Origin of the sequence: Streptomyces sp. IBSNAI002, from assembly GCF_052244475.1 — a bacterium.
Classification (GTDB): Bacteria; Actinomycetota; Actinomycetes; order Streptomycetales; family Streptomycetaceae; genus Streptomyces.
In genome coordinates, this window is the sequence record NZ_JBQPXG010000002.1 from 6,422,693 (window position 1) to 6,438,381 (window position 15,689).

A 15,689-nucleotide genomic window follows, 5' to 3' on the forward strand; every position below is an offset into this window, starting at 1 on the left:
GCATGGCGAAGATCGTGTTCGAGGGAGTGCGCAAGACCTTCGGGGACTTCACCGCCCTCGACGGCATCGACCTGGAGATCCGCAGCGGGGAGTTCCTCGTCGTCGTCGGCCCCAGCGGCTGCGGCAAGTCGACCCTGCTGGACCTGCTCGGCGGACTGTCGGCCCCGACGGGCGGGCGGATCCTGCTCGACGGCAAGCAGATCACCGGGCCGGGTCTGGACCGGGGCATCGTCTTCCAGCAGTACGCGCTGCTGCCGTGGCGCACCGCCCAGGGCAACGTCGAGTTCGGCCTGGAGGCGACCGGCGTGCCGCGCCGGCAGCGGGCCGCCCGGGCGAAGGAGTTCCTGGAGCTGGTCGGACTGACCGGTTTCGAGGACCGGCACCCCCACCAGCTCTCCGGCGGCATGCGCCAGCGCGTCGCGATCGCCCGCGCGCTGGCGTACGACCCGGACGTACTGCTGATGGACGAGCCGTTCGCCGCGCTCGACGCGCAGACCCGCGAGTCCCTCCAGGACGAGCTGCGCCGGATCTGGCAGAGCACCGGCAAGACCGTCGTGTTCATCACGCACGGCATCGAGGAGGCCGTGTACCTCGGGCAGCGGGTGGCCGTCATGACCTCCCGGCCCGGCCGGATCAAGGAGGTCGTGCCCGTCTCCTTCGGCGACCGCGACGGACTGCTGGGGGAGGCCCTGCGGTCCAGCCCCGAGTTCGCCCGCTACCGGCACGAGATCTGGGACCTCCTCCACGACGAGGTGGCCCGCGCCCAGCAACTGGAGAAGGAGGCGGCAGCCGTATGACCACCGGAACCGACACCACCGCCCTGGCGGCCGCGGGCGTCACGGCCCCGGCCGACCCGGCCCCCACCCCCCGGACCCCCCGGACCCCCGAGCCCCCCACCTCCCAAGCCCCGGCCCCGGCCGGGGCCGACCCGGCCCGCACCCCGGCCGGAGAAGCCCCGGCCGAGGCCGGCTCCGGCCCGGCCCGCACGGTTCCGGCCGCCGCCCGTACGAAGCCGGCCGCGCGGGCCGTCGTACGCGTCCTGAAGGCCGTCACCGTCCGGACCGCCGCGATCCTCGCCCTGATCGCCCTCTGGGAGGCCGCCCCGCGCGCCGGCCTGGTCGACGCCACCTTCCTGCCGCCCCTCAGCGAAGTCGCCGTCGCCTGGTGGGAGCTGGCCGGGGACGGGCAGCTCGCCGACCACACGCGGGCCAGCCTGATCCGCTCCTTCGGCGGCTTCGGCATCGCCGTGGCCCTCGCCGTCCCGCTCGGCCTGCTCATCGGCTGGTACCGGCCCCTCGCCGACTTCCTCGGACCGCTGCTGGAGGTCTTCCGCAACACCGCGGCCCTCGCGCTGCTCCCGGTCTTCGTGCTGCTCCTCGGCATCGGCGAGACGTCGAAGGTGTCGATCGTCGTCTACGCCTGCCTCTGGCCCGTCCTGCTCAACACCATCAGCGCCGTCCGCAACGCCGACCCCACCCTGATCCGGCTCGCCCGGTCGATGGACCTCTCCACGCCCCGACTGTTCCAGAAGGTGATCCTCCCGGCCTCCGTACCGGCGATCTTCACCGGGATCCGGCTCGCCGGAGCCGTCTCCATCCTCGTCCTCGTCGCCGCCGAGATGATCGGCGCGAAGGCGGGCCTCGGCTATCTGATCAACGCCTCGCAGTTCAACTTCGCGATCCCGCAGATGTACGCGGGCATCATCACGATCTCCGCGATCGGCGTCGCCTTCAACCAGCTGCTGGTGACGGTGGAACGCCGGCTCAGCCTCTGGCGCGTCCCCGCCTGACGCCTCCGGCGCGGGCGGCGGACCCGAGCGCTGCCGCCCGCTCCGGGACCGCGTCCGCGGCCCGGCCCCCGCCGATCACACACCCCCATGCGAGGCCGCAGTCCTCGCCACAGAACCCGGGAACAGTCATGACCGCACCCCGCACTCTCCACCTCAACGCCTTCCTCATGAACGCCGGACACCACGACGCCGCCTGGCGCCACCCCGACAGCACTCCCGAACGCGTCACCGACCTGCGCTACTTCCAGGACCTGGCGCGCACCGCCGAGCGCGGCCTGCTCGACTCGATCTTCTTCGCCGACGGGGTCGCCCTGTGGGGCAAGGCCCGCTACAACGCCGTCGGCGGTTTCGAACCCCTGACGCTGCTCTCCGCGATCGCCGCCGTCACCGAGCACATCGGACTCATCGCCACCGTCTCCACCACCTTCAACGAGCCCTACAACCTGGCCCGGAAGTTCGCCTCCCTCGACCACATCAGCGGGGGCCGCGCCGGCTGGAACATCGTCACCTCCGGCACCGTCGACGAGGCCCGCAACTTCGGCCGCGACGAGCACCTCGCGCACAACCTGCGCTACGACCGGGCCCGCGAGTTCCTCGAGGTCGCCACCAAGCTCTGGGACAGCTGGGAGGACGACGCGATCGTCCTCGACAAGGAGCGCGGCATCTACGCCGACACCGACAAGCTGCACCCCGCCGCCCACCGCGGCGAGTACTTCGGGGTCGCCGGACCGCTCAACGTGCCGCGCTCGCCCCAGGGCCACCCGCTCCTCGTGCAGGCCGGCTCGTCCGAGGACGGCAAGGAGTTCGCCGCCCGGTACGCCGAGGCGGTGTTCACCGCACAGCAGACCCTCGCCGACGGCCAGACCTTCTACAAGGACCTCAAGTCCCGCCTGGCGAAGTACGGCCGGGCCGAGAGCGACCTGCTCGTCCTGCCCGGCATCGCGCCCGTCATCGGCTCCACCGAGGCCGAGGCCAAGGCCCTGGAGCAGCAGCTCACCGACCTCCAGGTGCCGGAGTACGGCCTCGCCCAGCTCTCCGGCATGCTGAACGTCGACCTGACCGGGCTGCCCCTCGACGGCCCGCTGCCCGACCTGCCCGAAGAGCGGGACATCAACGGGAACAAGAGCCGCTTCACCCTCGTCGCCGAGCTCGCCCGCCGCGACGGCCTGCCCCTGCGCGAGCTGATCGCCCGCCTGGGCGCCGGCCGCGGCCACCGCACCTTCGCGGGCACCCCCGAGCAGATCGCCGACCAGCTCCAGGAGTGGTTCACGCAGGGCGCCGCCGACGGTTTCAACATCATGGCGCCCGTCCTGCCCACCGGCCTGACCGACTTCGTCGACCACGTCGTGCCGATCCTCCAGCGCCGCGGGCTCTTCCGTACGGAGTACTCCGGCCGGACCCTGCGCGAGAACTACGGCCTGCCGCGTCCCGCCAACCGCCACGCGGGCGCGGGCTCCGGCGCGAGCGGGGCGGCCGGCGCCTGACCGGCCGCCCCGTCCGGGCGCGGAGGCGCGGCCGGGGCGGCCGTGGTGCGGGGGCGGTCCGAGGGGACCGCCCCCGCGCGTCGTCGCACGGTCACACCGTCAGCACGATCTTCCCGCGGGTCCGGCCCGCGGCGCTCAGCTCCCACGCCTTGGCGGCCTCCGCGAGCGGCAGCGCGTGCTCGACGTTGACCGTCAGCCGGCCGCTGTCCGCGAGCACCGCGAGGAAGGTCAGGTCGGAGGTGTCGGGCCGGACCCACAGCTGGTGCGCGCCCTTGGCCGCTGCCTCGTAGTCGGCGATGGACACCACCCGGTCGCGCTCCTTGACCAGCGACTGCAGCAGCTCGACCGCGCCGTCGCCGTAGAAGTCGAGGCCCGCGTCGATGCCTTCGGGCGCCAGCTCGCGGATGCGGTCCGCCAGCCCGTCCCCGTACAGGACCGGCTCGGCGCCGAGGGAGCGCAGGTAGTCGTGGTTGTGCGCGCCGGCGGTGCCGATGACGCGCAGGCCGAGGGCGACCGCGATCTGCACGCCGAGGGAGCCGGTGCCCCCGGCGGCGGAGTGGATCACGACGGTCTCGCCGGCCTCGACGTTCACGCGCCGCAGCGACTGGTAGGCGGTGAGCCCGGCCAGCGGGATGCCCGCGGCCTGCTCGAACGTCAGCTCGCGGGGCTTGGGGGCGAGGGTCCGGACGGGGGCGCTGACCAGTTCGGCGTAGGTGCCGAGCTCGGTCCACTCCTTGCGGACGTATCCGTAGACCTCGTCGCCCACGGCGTAGTCGAAGGTGTCCGGGCCGACCGCCTCGACGACTCCGGCGACGTCCCAGCCGGGTATGACGGGGAAGCGTACTTCGAGGATCGGGTCGAGGTATCCGGCGGCGAGCTTCCAGTCCACCGGGTTGACCCCGGCGGCCTTCACGCGGACGAGGACCTCGCCCGGTCCGACCTTGGGATCCGGTGCGTCAACGAGGGTGAGATCGGCGGCGGTTCCGTATGCGCTGTAGCTGATGGCCTTCATGATCACCGCCAACGGGGCGCGGCCGGCCGCTATTCCCGGCGGCTCCGGCCCCGGCTGTTTCCGGCCGGGCCTCAGGCGGGCAGCGTGTTGCGGTGCGAACGCCGCCGCGCCGCGCTGAACAGCGCCTGGATCTGCGCCCCCGACTGCTCCACGTCGTCCAGCGGCGAGGGGAAGGGCAGCCGTACGTCGCGGTGGCCGCTGCGCTCCTCGAGCCGCAGGGTGATCCCGTACCGGTCCATGGCGACGGGCAGCGCGCGCAGCACCGCGGCGGTGGGCAGCGGCTGGACCAGGCGCAGTAGCAGGGTGACGAGATCCGGGTGGTCGTCGAGGAGGTGCGTGAGCATGCCGGCCTCGTAGGGGGCCAGCGGGTCGGGGCGGGCCGCGTCCAGCTCGTCGAGCCCGATGTACGAGAAGCCGTCCGCCGTCTCCAGGACGGCCTGTCCGAACTCCATGCAGGTGCTGCTCTCGCTCCCGGGGCCGGTGTCGTCGCCGGCGTACGGGGTGAGCAGGCGGCCCACGATGGTCACCCGGGCCCGCACCCGGTCGCGCACCGGGGTCGGGGCGACGTCGGTGAACTCCAGCCGGATCGCGGCCCGGTGCTCGGATTCGCCGCCCGGTTCGGCCGGGTGCAGGTGCAGGCGGCCCATCGGGTCGCCCCCGTCGAGGTGGCGGACCTCGGAGCGCAGCCCGTCGGTGACCGCGGTCATGGAGTGGGCGGCGGCCAGGATCGACCGCACCCGCTCGGCGTCGGTGGGCCGGGCGGGTGCGGCGGCAGGGGCACCGGACATGCGCATCTGGATCTCTCCATCATCCCGAGAACTTAGGTATGCCTAACCTAACCTATTTCGTTCGTCGGGAGTAGTCGTCCCCGAGCCGGTCTGGTTCGTGTCGGTGTTGGGCTGAACGGGTGAAACGCGAGAGGATGGGGGGATGCACATGAAGCGCGTGGCCGAGGCGGCCCGGTGAGCAGGTACGACGTCACCGACGAACAGTGGGAGGGGCTCGCGCAGGTGGTCCCCCTGCGCAGCCGCAACGAATGGCCCTCGCGGGTGGACCACCGCACGATCCCCAAGGCGCCGGGGGCGTCGGCGGCGGAGCAGCGGCGCTTCGTGGTGATCCGGGTTCAGATCTTCGCGGACGCGCGGGAGGTGGCGGAGTACCTCATCGCGCAGATCCCGGTGCTGCTGGACCTGTCCGGGGCGGACAGCGAAGTGGCCAAGCGGATCCTGGACTTCAGCAGTGGTGTGGTCTTCGGGCTCGGCAGCGGGATGCACCGGGTGGACCGGAACGTCTTCCTGCTGGCGCCGGTCGGGACCGAGGTCGAGGGGATCGCGGCCGCGGCCGTCCCCCGATCGTAGGAAGGTCGCCGCGAGGTAACGGTTCGCCGGGCCCGGGCGGGGTCCGGCGGCCCGTACCGTCCGCCGCATGGACACCACCCTCCCCGTGCCGACGCCCGTGCCCACGCCCGTGCCCCCGCCCCCGCAGACCGCCCGGCCCGCCGGCGCCTCCGTCGTCCCTCGGGCCGACCGGTCCGCCGGTCTTCCCGCCGACCAACTGTCCGCCGGGCCCTCCGCCGAGGCGTTAGCCGGGGAGCGGCGGGCGGCCGCCGTGCCCGCGCAGGCCGTGCGGCTGCACCGGCCCGGGGTGACCGAACTGCGGCTGTCGGCCTTCGGGCCGCACCGCGGAGCCGCCTTCGCGCTCGGGCCCGTCACCCTCTTCGCCGGGCCGAGCGGCAGCGGCAAGTCCCAGGCCCTGGCCGCCTACGAGGCCCTCGCCGCGCTCGGCTCCGGAGCCACCCTCGAGGAGGTCTTCCCCGACGCCGCCGCCCGCATCCCCGACCTGGCCGTCCCCGACGCAGACCGGAGGCGCGGTTTCCGCATCGGCTGCACGGTCGACGGCCCCGCCGGACCGGTCCGCCTCGACCTCGCCGTCCAGGCCGACCCCGCCCTGCGCATCGTCGGCGAACGCCTCTCGCAGCCGGGGCAGATCCTGCTCGCCACCGCGCTGCGCGACCCCGGCCGGCGCTCCGTACAGGGCGCCTGGCTGACCGGCGGGGCCGTCGGCGTCACCCGGGCCCCGCTGCCCGACGACCGGCTCGGCACGGCCCTGCTCCCGCTCCGCGTGGCCGGCGCCACGGCCGGCCAGCGCCAGGTCCTGGCCGCCGCCGAACAGGTCGTGGTGGCCTTGCGCTCGGTGTTCCCCTGCGACCCGCGCCCCGGCCGGATGCGCGCGCCCGTCCCGCCGGGGGAGGGCCGGCTGCTCGGGGACTGCGCCAACCTGGCCGACGTACTGCGCCGGACCCGCCACGAGTGCGGCACCCGGTACGCGCTGCTGGCCGGGGCCGCCCGTACCGGCTGCGCGGGTCCGGTCGCCGGGCTGGACGTACGGGCCCCCGCCGACGGCCCCGTCACGGCGGTACTGGACCGCGGCCCCGACCGGCCCGCCACGGAGCTGGGACGGCTCGGCTCGGGCGAACTGCGCTTCCTCGCCCTGGCGCTGGTCCTGCTGACCGGGCCGGGCGTGCTCGCCATGGACCCGGCCGCCGAACTGCTCGCCGCACAGCAGGCGCTGACGGTGCTGGCCGACGGCTTCGACCGCGGGCTGGACCGGCGGCAGAGCGCCGAACTGCTGCGCCTGGCCCTGCTGTCGTGCGGGCGGGGGCACGTCCGGCTGGCGGCGGCGGTGGGGGAGGAGACCGCGGCGGCCGCCCGCCCGCTGGCGGGGGTGACGGTGGTAGACCTGTGATCCATGAGCGATGCCGAGGACATGAACGACACACCCGACCCGCGCGGCGCGCCGCGCCCCGAGCGGCTGTACCTGCTGCAGCGCAGGCTCGCCGAGTTCGCCGCGGCGCGGGACTGGGAGCCGTACCACACGCCCAAGAACCTGGCGGTCGCACTGAGCGTGGAGGCGTCGGAACTGGTCGAGATCTTCCAGTGGCTGACGCCGGAACAGTCGGCGGCGGTCATGGAGAAGCCGGAAACGGCCCACCGCGTGGCCGATGAGGTGGCCGACGTGCTCGCGTATCTCCTGCAGTTCTGTGAGGCTCTCGGGGTGGATGTGCTGGATGCGCTCGCCGCGAAGATCGAGAGGAACGAGCTCCGCTTCCCGGTGACGGGCGAACCGACACCGAATCGTCACTCTTCGGAGTGATGGACTCCTTCACAATCACGATTCTGTCCACATTTTCCGAATACCCCTGGCTTTACTGACTCATTGCCCTCACTCTGGGTAGTGGTGACAAAGGCGGGATGTCGTGCGGACGGGGGACGGCATATGGATGCGGTACGGCTCATCGCGGCCGGCCGGCACGCGCTGGCACAGAGTGGGGCCGCGTGGGACATCGTGGGCGAGGCCTGGCAGGCCCAGGCGCTCGCGCAGGGCGTAGGGAGCTATCTGGCGGTCACCGGGCCGCCGGAGATGAGAGCGGAGGCACGGGGACTGGGGGAAGCGGGAGGCAGAGGCTGCGGCGTGATAGACCGGGCGGCCCTGCGCGGAGAGGGCAGTGCGCCCGAATATCCGCCGCGGGCCGCGCAGTTGACGGAGGTGTCGGACGTCCGGCAGGTGCTGCTCGGACTCCAGGCGCTGCTGGGCGAAGTGGGCATAGCCCTGGTCGGGGTGGCCTGCGGGACGGACGACGAGACCCTGTACTGGCAGTGCATAGAGTCGATCGACGCGGCTGACGAGTCGAGCGACCGGGTACGGGCGATCCTGCGCCGAATGGCGGTGCGCGAGCGGGGCTCCGCCTCGGGCGTGGCCTGACGTTCCGTCGGAGGTGCTGTCCGGGGTGTGTTCGGGGGGTGCCGTCCGGGGTGCCGTCCGGCGTCGCCTCGTCCGAAGTGTCACACGGGTCCCGCCGCGTGCGACGGGACCCGCACGGTCACAGCGGCCGGTAGGACGGGCGCCCGTTCTCGGGGGCGGGCGTGACCGGGGCGCGGTCGGTGGAGGACTGGAGGTCGGCGTCGAGCTGCGACAGGTCGGCGTTCAGCGCCGCCATCAGCTCTTCCATCTGCTGCAGCAGGCCCTTCGGTGCGCCGCCCTCGGCGGGAGTTGCGGACTCCTGACGTGCGTCCTCGTGCGCTGCCTGTCCGGACTGTCCGGTCTGTCGGTGGGTCTCCGGCACGACCTCGTGGGACATGGCGGCCTCCTCGGCCCTGGCCCTTCCGGGGCGGAAGGGCGCGGTGGACGCACCGGCGATGCGGCCGCCGGCGCGCGGGCCGGGCGGTCCGGCTCCGTCCGAGCCAACGATCCCTTTCCGGGGTGGTCACTGGCGGCGTCCGGGGTGGACCGTCCGGTTGACGCAGATTCACCCGGCAGGGGTGGGACGGGCAGGATGGGGGGCATGGATCTTCGCATTTTCACCGAACCCCAGCAGGGCGCGAGCTACGACACCCTCCTGACCGTCGCCAAGGCCACCGAGGACCTGGGCTTCGATGCGTTCTTCCGGTCAGACCACTATCTGAAGATGGGCGCGGCCGACGGCCTGCCCGGGCCCACCGACGCGTGGATCACCCTCGCGGGCCTGGCCCGCGAGACCAGCCGGATCCGGCTGGGCACCCTGATGACGGCCGGTACCTTCCGGCTGCCCGGAGTGCTCGCCATCCAGGTCGCCCAGGTCGACCAGATGTCCGGCGGCCGGATCGAACTGGGCCTCGGCGCCGGCTGGTTCGAGGAGGAGCACAAGGCGTACGGAATCCCCTTCCCGGCCGAGCGGATGGCCCGGCTGGAGGAGCAGCTGGCCGTCATCACCGGCCTGTGGGCCACCGGGACCGGCTCCACCTTCGACTACGCGGGCAGCCACTACCGGGTGGAGAACTCGCCCGCGCTGCCCAAGCCCGCCCAGGCCAAGGTGCCCGTGCTCATCGGAGGACACGGAGCCCGGCGCACCCCGCGCCTCGCCGCCCGCTACGCCGACGAGTTCAACATGCCCTTCGCCTCGCTCGCCGACAGCGAGCGGCAGTTCGGGCGGGTCCGGGAGGCCGCCGAGGAGGCGGGGCGCAAGGCCGGGGACCTCGTCTACTCCAACGCCCTCGTGGTCTGCGTCGGCAAGGACGACGCCGAGGTCGCCCGCCGGGCCGCCGCCATCGGCCGTGACGTGGACGAGCTCAAGGCCAACGGCCTGGCCGGCTCCCCGGCCGAGGTCGTGGAGAAGATCGGGACCTACGCCGCCATCGGCTCCTCCCGCGTCTACCTCCAGCTGCTCGACCTCGACGACCTGGACCACCTGGAGCTGATCTCCGCCCAGGTCCTCGCCCAGCTCGGCTGACCGGGGACGGGACGCGGATGCCACGCGCGACCGGCCCGCTCGCCGAAGCCCTGGCCCGGCGGACCGTGATCCTGGACGGCGGGCTGAGCAACCAGCTCGCCGCCCAGGGCTGCGACCTGTCCGGTGGCCTGTGGACGGGCCGGGTGCTCGCCGAACGGCCCGACCAGGTGGAGGCCGCCCACGCGGCGTACGTACGGGCCGGCGCCGAGGTGCTGATCACCGCGAGCTACCAGATCGGCCCCGGTCACCCGCGGGCCGCCGAGCTCCTGCACCGCAGCGTCGCCCTGGCCGCCCGCGTCGCCGGGGACGCGGCCCACGAGGTGTGGGTGGCCGCCTCCGTGGGCCCGTACGGCGCGGTGCTCGCGGACGGCTCCGAATACCGCGGCCGCTACGGCCTGAGCGTGCGCCGGCTCGCAGCCTTCCACCGCCCCCGCATCGAGGCCCTGCTCGCCGCGGGCCCCGACGTCCTCGCCCTGGAAACCGTCCCCGACCCCGACGAGGCGGAGGCGCTGCTCACCGTCCTCGGGGAAACCGGCGCCCCGGCCTGGCTGAGCTACACCGTCGCCGACGGCCGGACCCGCTCCGGCGCACCCCTCTCCGAGGCCTTCGCCCTCGCGGCGGCCTCCCCGCAGGTCATCGCGGCCGGCGTCAACTGCTGCGACCCGGCGGAGGTGCTGCCCGCCCTGGAGGCGGCCGCGGCGGCCACCCGCACACCGCTCCTGGCCTACCCCAACGACGGCTCCGTCTGGGAAGCCGCCACCGCCACCTGGCACACCCCCGGAACTCGTCCGGCCTGGCCCACCGGCGCCTGGCACCACGCGGGCGCCCGCCTCCTCGGCGGCTGCTGCCGCATCGGCCCGGCCCGGATCGCGGCCCTGGCCGCGGAATGCCGTCGTCTGAACGGATGTTCGTGAAGGGGCAGTTGAACGACTCCACGACTCCAGTCCTGTACAGGGCCATTGAGGACGCGAATTCCATCGACCCATGCCGGCTCTACCGCGAGCGGACGGGCGGAACATCGGGGGTGTTGGACTCGTGAAGCACGGTGGGGCGGTGCCGCCGCCGGGCGGTCCTGCCCCGGTCCCTACCGCTCGCAGCCGACTCCGTCGCCGTCGCGGTCGAGGTGGCGGGCGTAGCCCGGGTCGCCTCGGCGGATGGGGTCCGCTCCGGCAGCCTTCACCTCGGCGCAGTTCCGGTAGGAGACGGCGCCGCCCCCGCCCGTCGAGCCCGTCGAGCCCCCGTCGTCCTCGGGTGTGGGATCGGGCGCGGGAGCCGTCGTCCGGGGGCGGTGCAGGTTCGTGTCCGCCGTCGCGGGGCACCCGGTGCCCGGAGCCACCAGGTGCACGGTCGTGGCGGTGCCCGGCGCGCCGAGGGCGATGCCGGGCCGGAAGCTCTGGAAGCAGACCAGCCATGTGCCGTGGACGGCCGGGAGGTCGACGTCCTGGTAGGCGCTCAGAGCCTTCAGCTCACCGTTGATCAGATCCTCCACGGTCTTCTCCGCCTGCTCGAAGGGCTTCCCCACGACGTCGGGCATCAGCGGGTCGGCGACCGGGGCGGGCGGCGGAGTCGTGGCCGGGGGAGGGGTCGGGCTCGGACTCGCCGCACTCGGGCTCGCCGAGGCCGAGGCCGAGGCCGCCGCCCCGCTCTTGGCGTCCGCGGCCGGCTCCTCCGGCGCGTCCGACAGCAGCGGTATCAGGAACCAGACGCCGGACAGCACGGTCGCGACGATCTTCTGCGGCTGCTTCCAGAGGCTCGTCCAGGCGAGCGCGATGCCCACGGGCGGCAGCACGACCAGGGCCGTGATGATCAGGGCGGGATGCTGCCACCAGCGCCGGACGGGTGCGGGGGCGGGGGCGTATCCGAACGGTGGCTGGTACACGGCTCTCCTGGGGCTGAAAAGGGGCGGAGCGTGGTGAAGGTCGCGCAGCTTAGCCAGGATGTTGAAGATCGAACCTGTTTTCGCCGAAATCCGTTGGCCCGAGCGCGACCCGAGCGTCATGCTGAAGCGCATGTTCCTCACGATCACCACCACCGGCACCGCCGAGAATCCGGCGACTGACCTGGGCTTTCTCCTGCACAAGCACCCCGACCGGGTCCGCGTCGAAAGCCAGTCCCACGGCACCGCCCACGTGTTCTACCCCGAAGCCACGGACGAGCGGTGCACGGCGGCGCTGATGCTGGAGGTGGACCCCGTCGCGCTCGTGCGGCGCGGGCAGGGGAAGGGGCGGGGCGGGGCACCCGACGCGGCGCTCGCGCAGTACGTCAACGACCGGCCGTACGCGGCCTCCTCGCTGCTCGCCGTCGCACTCAGCGGGGTCTTCCGCAGCGCCCTCAAGGGGCAGTGCGCCCTGCGCCCCGAACTGCCGCAGCAGGTGCGGCCGTTGCGCGTGGAGATCCCGGTGCTGCCCGCGCGCGGCGGGGCCGGGCTCGTGCACCGGCTGTTCGATCCGCTCGGCTGGGACCTCGTACGGGCCGAACCGGTCGCGCTCGACGCGCGGTTCCCCGAATGGGGGGACTCCCGGTACATACGGCTCGTGCTCGAAGGCGAGCTGCGGCTCGCCGACGCGCTGCGCCAGCTGTACGTGCTGCTGCCGGTGCTCGACGACGCCAAGCACTACTGGATCGCCCCCGACGAGGTGGACAAGCTGCTGCGCGCCGGGGACGGCTGGCTGGCCGCGCACCCCGAGAACGGCCTGATCAGCTCCCGCTACCTCGCCCGCCACAAAAGGCTCACCCAGGACGCCCTCCAGCGCCTGGAGCTGGTCCGTCTCGCCGAGGCCGACGGCAGCGAGGTCGAGGAGCTCGACAACGCCGTCGACGAGTCGCGCGATACGGAGGAGCGGCCGGTGCCGCTCGCCGTGCAGCGGCGGGACGCGATCCTCGCCGCCCTGCGCGGCGCGGGCGCCCGGCGGGTGCTGGACCTCGGCTGCGGCCAGGGGCAGCTGGTCCAGGCGCTGCTGGGGGACCCGGCGTACACCGAGGTCGTCGGCATGGACGTGTCCGTGCGGGCCCTGAACCTCGCGGCCAGGCGGCTGAAGCCGGAGCGCATGGGCGAGCGGCAGAGCGCGCGGGTCCGGCTGGTCCAGGGCTCGCTCGCCTACACCGACAAACGGCTGGCCGGCTACGACGCGGCCGTGCTCAGCGAGGTCATCGAGCACCTGGACCCGGAGCGGCTGCCCGCGCTGGAGTACGCGGTGTTCGGTGCGGCCCGGCCCCGTACGGTCCTCGTGACCACCCCGAACGTCGAGTACAACGTGCGCTGGGAGTCCCTGCCCGCAGGGCACGTCCGGCACGGCGACCACCGGTTCGAGTGGACCCGCGAGGAGTTCCGCGCCTGGGCCGGCTCCGTCGCCGAACGGTACGGGTACGGAGTCGCGTTCGTGCCCGTCGGGGACGACGACCCCGAGGTGGGCCCGCCCACCCAGATGGCCGTCTTCACCACCGCCGAAACCGGCACGACCACCGACACCCCGAAGGAGGGCGAGGCAGCATGACCGTCACCGTCACCGACACCCACCGCGCCCGTGTACTGCCCGTCACCGACCTGTCCCTCGTCGTCCTCGTCGGGGCCACCGGATCGGGCAAGTCCACCTTCGCCCGCAGGCACTTCAAACCGACCGAGGTCATCTCCTCCGACTACTGCCGCGGGCTCGTCGCCGACGACGAGAACGACCAGAGCGCCAGCAAAGCCGCCTTCGAAGTCCTGCACTACATCGCCGGGAAGCGGCTGGAGGCCGGCCGGCTGACCGTCGTCGACGCCACCAGCGTGCAGGCCGAGGCCCGCAGGCAGCTCGTCGAGCTCGCCCGCCGGCACGACGTCCTGCCCATCGCCATCGTCCTCGACCTGCCCGAAGACGTGTGCGCCGAGCGCAACGCGGCCCGCCCCGACCGCGCCGGCCTGCCGCGCGCGGTCATCCAGCGCCACCGCCGCGACCTGCGGCGCTCGCTGCGCGGACTGGAGCGCGAGGGTTTCCGCAAGGTGCACGTGCTGCGCTCCGTCGAAGAGGTGGAGTCGGCCGAGGTCGTCCTGGAGAAGCGCTTCAACGACCTCACCCACCTCACCGGCCCCTTCGACATCGTCGGTGACATCCACGGCTGCTCCTCCGAACTGGAGACCCTGCTCGCCAAGCTCGGCTACGAGGACGGGGTCCACCCCGAGGGGCGCACCGCCGTCTTCGTCGGCGACCTCGTCGACCGCGGTCCCGACAGCCCCGCCGTCCTGCGCCGCGTCATGGGCATGGTCAAGTCCGGCAACGCCCTGTGCGTGCCGGGCAACCACGAGAACAAGCTCGGCCGTTACCTCAAGGGCTCAAAGGTCCAGCGGACCCACGGGCTCGCCGAGACGATCGAGCAGCTGGAGCGGGAGCCGGAGGAGTTCGTCCAGGAGGTACGGGAGTTCATCCGCGGGCTCGTCAGCCACTACGTGCTCGACGGCGGCGGGCTGGTGGTCTGCCACGCCGGGCTGCCCGAGAAGTACCACGGCCGCACCTCCGGCCGGGTCCGCTCGCACGCCCTGTACGGGGACACCACCGGCGAGACCGACGAGTTCGGCCTGCCCGTGCGCTACCCGTGGGCCGAGGACTACCGCGGCAAGGCCGTCGTGGTCTACGGCCACACCCCGGTACCGAACACCTCCTGGATCAACAACACCATCTGCCTCGACACCGGGGCCGTGTTCGGCGGGAGGATGACCGCCCTGCGCTGGCCCGAGCGCGAACTGGTCGACGTGCCGGCCGAGAAGGTCTGGTACGAGCCGGTCAAGCCGCTCGCCACCGATGTGCCGGGCGGGCTTGAAGGGCGTCCGCTGGACCTGGCCGACGTGCACGGGCGGCGGATCGTGGAGACCCGGCACCTGGGCAACGTCACCGTGCGCGAGGAGAACGCGGCGGCGGCCCTGGAGGTCATGAGCCGCTTCGCCGTGGACCCGCGCCTCGTCCCGTACCTGCCGCCGACCATGGCGCCGACCGCCACCTCGCGGGCCCAGGCCGGTGACGGAGCCGGCGACGGGGGCTACCTGGAGCACCCGGCCGAGGCCTTCGCCCAGTACCGCAAGGACGGCATCGCCCAAGTGGTGTGCGAGGAGAAGCACATGGGCTCCCGCGCCACCGTCCTGCTCTGCAAGGACGCCGACGCGGCCCGCGAGCGCTTCGGCGTCGACGGCCCGACCGGCTCGGTCTACACCCGCACCGGACGGCCGTTCTTCAAGGAGCCCGAGGTCACCGAGGAGGTCCTCACCCGGCTCCGCACCGCCGTCACCGACGCCGGGCTCTGGGAGGAACTGGCCACCGACTGGCTGCTGATCGACGGGGAGCTGCTGCCCTGGTCCCTGAAGTCGGGCGGCCTGCTGCGCAACCAGTACGCCGCCGTCGGCGCGGCCTCGGGCGCGGTCTTCCCGGACGCGATCGCCGCGCTGGAGGCGGCCGCGGCCCGGGGCGTCGACACCGGGGAGCTGCTGGAGCGCCAGCGCGGCCGGGCCTCCGACGCGGCCGCCTTCACCGAGGCGTACCGGCGCTACTGCTGGCCCACCGACGGGCTGGACGGCGTACGGTTCGCACCATTCCAGCTGCTGGCGGCGGCCGGGCGGTCGCTGGCCGCCGTGGCCCACGACGAGCAGCTGTTCTGGCTGGACCGGCTGGTCGCCGCCGACGAGGCGGCGGGCACCGGCCTGCTGCGCCGCACCGGCCGGATCCTGGTGGACACCGCGGACGAGGACTCCGTACGGGCCGGCACCGACTGGTGGCTGGAGCTGACGGACGCCGGCGGCGAGGGCATGGTCGTCAAACCGCTCCAGGCGTACGCCCGGGACGGCAAGGGCCGCCTGGTCCAGCCGGGGGTCAAGGTACGAGGCCGCGAGTACCTGCGGATCATCTACGGTCCGGAGTACACCCGCCCCGACCACCTCGAGCGGCTGCGCGAACGCTTCCTCGGGCACAAGCGCTCGCTGGCCCTGCGCGAGTACGCGCTCGGGCTGGAGGCGCTGGACCGGCTGGCGGCCGGCGAGCCGCTGTGGCGGGTCCACGAGGCCGTCTTCGCCGTGCTCGCCCTGGAGTCGGAGCCGGTCGACCCGCGCCTGTGACGCGGTACGGGCCGCTGGGCCGCGGGGGCGCGTAAAGCCGAGGCCCCCGTACGGCCGCGAAT

General features: G+C 73.4%; 15 protein-coding genes. 11 read left to right on the forward strand and 4 right to left on the reverse strand.

Translation table 11 applies throughout. The features are described 5' to 3' along the window. Positions 1–2 precede the first annotated feature (2 nt). The 3 genes from ACTVZO_RS30540 to ACTVZO_RS30550 all read left to right on the forward strand — a co-directional run bounded on the left by ACTVZO_RS30540 (position 3) and on the right by ACTVZO_RS30550 (position 3,273). Positions 3–797 carry an ABC transporter ATP-binding protein gene (locus ACTVZO_RS30540; protein ID WP_443301379.1) on the forward strand — a complete coding sequence of 265 codons (795 nt, stop codon included), beginning with the start codon at positions 3–5 and terminating at the stop codon, positions 795–797. Continuing rightward, entirely contained in the window at positions 794–1,789 is a 996-nt protein-coding gene (locus ACTVZO_RS30545; protein ID WP_443301381.1) for an ABC transporter permease, read from the forward strand. Before ACTVZO_RS30540 ends, ACTVZO_RS30545 begins: the two co-directional genes overlap by 4 nt. A gap of 128 nt (positions 1,790–1,917) precedes the next feature. Then, positions 1,918–3,273, forward strand: a complete 1,356-nt coding sequence (locus ACTVZO_RS30550; RefSeq protein ID WP_443301382.1) for an LLM class flavin-dependent oxidoreductase — start codon at positions 1,918–1,920, stop codon at positions 3,271–3,273. 91 nt (positions 3,274–3,364) lie between these two features. Here the strand turns inward: ACTVZO_RS30550 and ACTVZO_RS30555 are convergent, their stop codons facing one another. Both ACTVZO_RS30555 and ACTVZO_RS30560 read right to left on the reverse strand, forming a co-directional pair. Further along, positions 3,365–4,285 (reverse strand): NADP-dependent oxidoreductase, encoded by a 921-nt coding sequence (locus tag ACTVZO_RS30555; protein ID WP_443301383.1) that lies wholly within the window; start codon positions 4,283–4,285, stop codon positions 3,365–3,367. Between the two features lie 71 nt (positions 4,286–4,356). Continuing rightward, complete coding sequence (locus ACTVZO_RS30560) at positions 4,357–5,079, reverse strand: DUF2470 domain-containing protein (protein WP_443301384.1); 723 nt, start codon at positions 5,077–5,079, stop codon at positions 4,357–4,359. 168 nt (positions 5,080–5,247) lie between these two features. Between ACTVZO_RS30560 and ACTVZO_RS30565 the strand changes: the two genes are divergently transcribed. The 4 genes from ACTVZO_RS30565 to ACTVZO_RS30580 all read left to right on the forward strand — a co-directional run bounded on the left by ACTVZO_RS30565 (position 5,248) and on the right by ACTVZO_RS30580 (position 8,047). Further along, entirely contained in the window at positions 5,248–5,643 is a 396-nt protein-coding gene (locus tag ACTVZO_RS30565; protein ID WP_384218973.1) for a cell division protein SepF, read from the forward strand. Between the two features lie 67 nt (positions 5,644–5,710). Further along, the gene (locus tag ACTVZO_RS30570; protein ID WP_443301386.1) at positions 5,711–7,030 is read left to right on the forward strand and encodes an ATP-binding protein; all 1,320 of its coding nucleotides are present in this window, start codon (positions 5,711–5,713) and stop codon (positions 7,028–7,030) included. Between the two features lie 21 nt (positions 7,031–7,051). Then, entirely contained in the window at positions 7,052–7,438 is a 387-nt protein-coding gene (locus tag ACTVZO_RS30575; protein WP_443303314.1) for a nucleotide pyrophosphohydrolase, read from the forward strand. 123 nt (positions 7,439–7,561) lie between these two features. After that, positions 7,562–8,047, forward strand: a complete 486-nt coding sequence (locus tag ACTVZO_RS30580) for a DUF6099 family protein (protein ID WP_443301387.1) — start codon at positions 7,562–7,564, stop codon at positions 8,045–8,047. 118 nt (positions 8,048–8,165) lie between these two features. Here ACTVZO_RS30580 and ACTVZO_RS30585 read toward each other — a convergent pair whose 3' ends face one another. Beyond that, on the reverse strand, positions 8,166–8,423 hold the full coding sequence (locus ACTVZO_RS30585) for a hypothetical protein (RefSeq protein ID WP_443301388.1): 258 nt from the start codon (positions 8,421–8,423) through the stop codon (positions 8,166–8,168). A gap of 204 nt (positions 8,424–8,627) precedes the next feature. On the opposite strand from ACTVZO_RS30585, the gene ACTVZO_RS30590 reads away from it, so the two are divergent. Together ACTVZO_RS30590 and mmuM are read left to right on the forward strand one after the other, a co-directional pair. Next, positions 8,628–9,551, forward strand: coding sequence for an LLM class F420-dependent oxidoreductase (locus tag ACTVZO_RS30590; protein WP_443301389.1), 924 nt, complete (start codon positions 8,628–8,630; stop codon positions 9,549–9,551). 17 nt (positions 9,552–9,568) lie between these two features. Then, positions 9,569–10,465, forward strand: coding sequence for a homocysteine S-methyltransferase (gene mmuM / locus ACTVZO_RS30595; RefSeq protein WP_443301390.1), 897 nt, complete (start codon positions 9,569–9,571; stop codon positions 10,463–10,465). 170 nt (positions 10,466–10,635) lie between these two features. On the opposite strand, the gene ACTVZO_RS30600 is transcribed toward mmuM, so the two are convergent. Then, on the reverse strand, positions 10,636–11,430 hold the full coding sequence (locus tag ACTVZO_RS30600; protein WP_443301391.1) for an excalibur calcium-binding domain-containing protein: 795 nt from the start codon (positions 11,428–11,430) through the stop codon (positions 10,636–10,638). A gap of 130 nt (positions 11,431–11,560) precedes the next feature. Here ACTVZO_RS30600 and ACTVZO_RS30605 point away from each other — a divergent pair, with 130 nt between their 5' ends. Both ACTVZO_RS30605 and ACTVZO_RS30610 read left to right on the forward strand, forming a co-directional pair. Next, entirely contained in the window at positions 11,561–13,045 is a 1,485-nt protein-coding gene (locus ACTVZO_RS30605) for a 3' terminal RNA ribose 2'-O-methyltransferase Hen1 (protein WP_443303315.1), read from the forward strand. Continuing rightward, complete coding sequence (locus tag ACTVZO_RS30610; RefSeq protein WP_443301392.1) at positions 13,042–15,627, forward strand: polynucleotide kinase-phosphatase; 2,586 nt, start codon at positions 13,042–13,044, stop codon at positions 15,625–15,627. Before ACTVZO_RS30605 ends, ACTVZO_RS30610 begins: the two co-directional genes overlap by 4 nt. The last annotated feature ends 62 nt before the right edge of the window (positions 15,628–15,689 follow it).

Bases quoted from the DNA above. Each gene is read 5' to 3' on its own strand.
- ACTVZO_RS30540 (WP_443301379.1), top strand. From the start codon at position 3: ATGGCGAAGATCGTGTTCGAGGGAGTGCGCAAGACCTTCGGGGACTTC.
- ACTVZO_RS30545 (WP_443301381.1), top strand. From the start codon at position 794: ATGACCACCGGAACCGACACCACCGCCCTGGCGGCCGCGGGCGTCACG.
- ACTVZO_RS30550 (WP_443301382.1), top strand. From the start codon at position 1,918: ATGACCGCACCCCGCACTCTCCACCTCAACGCCTTCCTCATGAACGCC.
- ACTVZO_RS30555 (WP_443301383.1), bottom strand. From the start codon at position 4,285: ATGAAGGCCATCAGCTACAGCGCATACGGAACCGCCGCCGATCTCACC.
- ACTVZO_RS30560 (WP_443301384.1), bottom strand. From the start codon at position 5,079: ATGCGCATGTCCGGTGCCCCTGCCGCCGCACCCGCCCGGCCCACCGAC.
- ACTVZO_RS30570 (WP_443301386.1), top strand. From the start codon at position 5,711: ATGGACACCACCCTCCCCGTGCCGACGCCCGTGCCCACGCCCGTGCCC.
- ACTVZO_RS30575 (WP_443303314.1), top strand. From the start codon at position 7,052: ATGAACGACACACCCGACCCGCGCGGCGCGCCGCGCCCCGAGCGGCTG.
- ACTVZO_RS30580 (WP_443301387.1), top strand. From the start codon at position 7,562: ATGGATGCGGTACGGCTCATCGCGGCCGGCCGGCACGCGCTGGCACAG.
- ACTVZO_RS30585 (WP_443301388.1), bottom strand. From the start codon at position 8,423: ATGTCCCACGAGGTCGTGCCGGAGACCCACCGACAGACCGGACAGTCC.
- ACTVZO_RS30590 (WP_443301389.1), top strand. From the start codon at position 8,628: ATGGATCTTCGCATTTTCACCGAACCCCAGCAGGGCGCGAGCTACGAC.
- mmuM (WP_443301390.1), top strand. From the start codon at position 9,569: ATGCCACGCGCGACCGGCCCGCTCGCCGAAGCCCTGGCCCGGCGGACC.
- ACTVZO_RS30605 (WP_443303315.1), top strand. From the start codon at position 11,561: ATGTTCCTCACGATCACCACCACCGGCACCGCCGAGAATCCGGCGACT.
- ACTVZO_RS30610 (WP_443301392.1), top strand. From the start codon at position 13,042: ATGACCGTCACCGTCACCGACACCCACCGCGCCCGTGTACTGCCCGTC.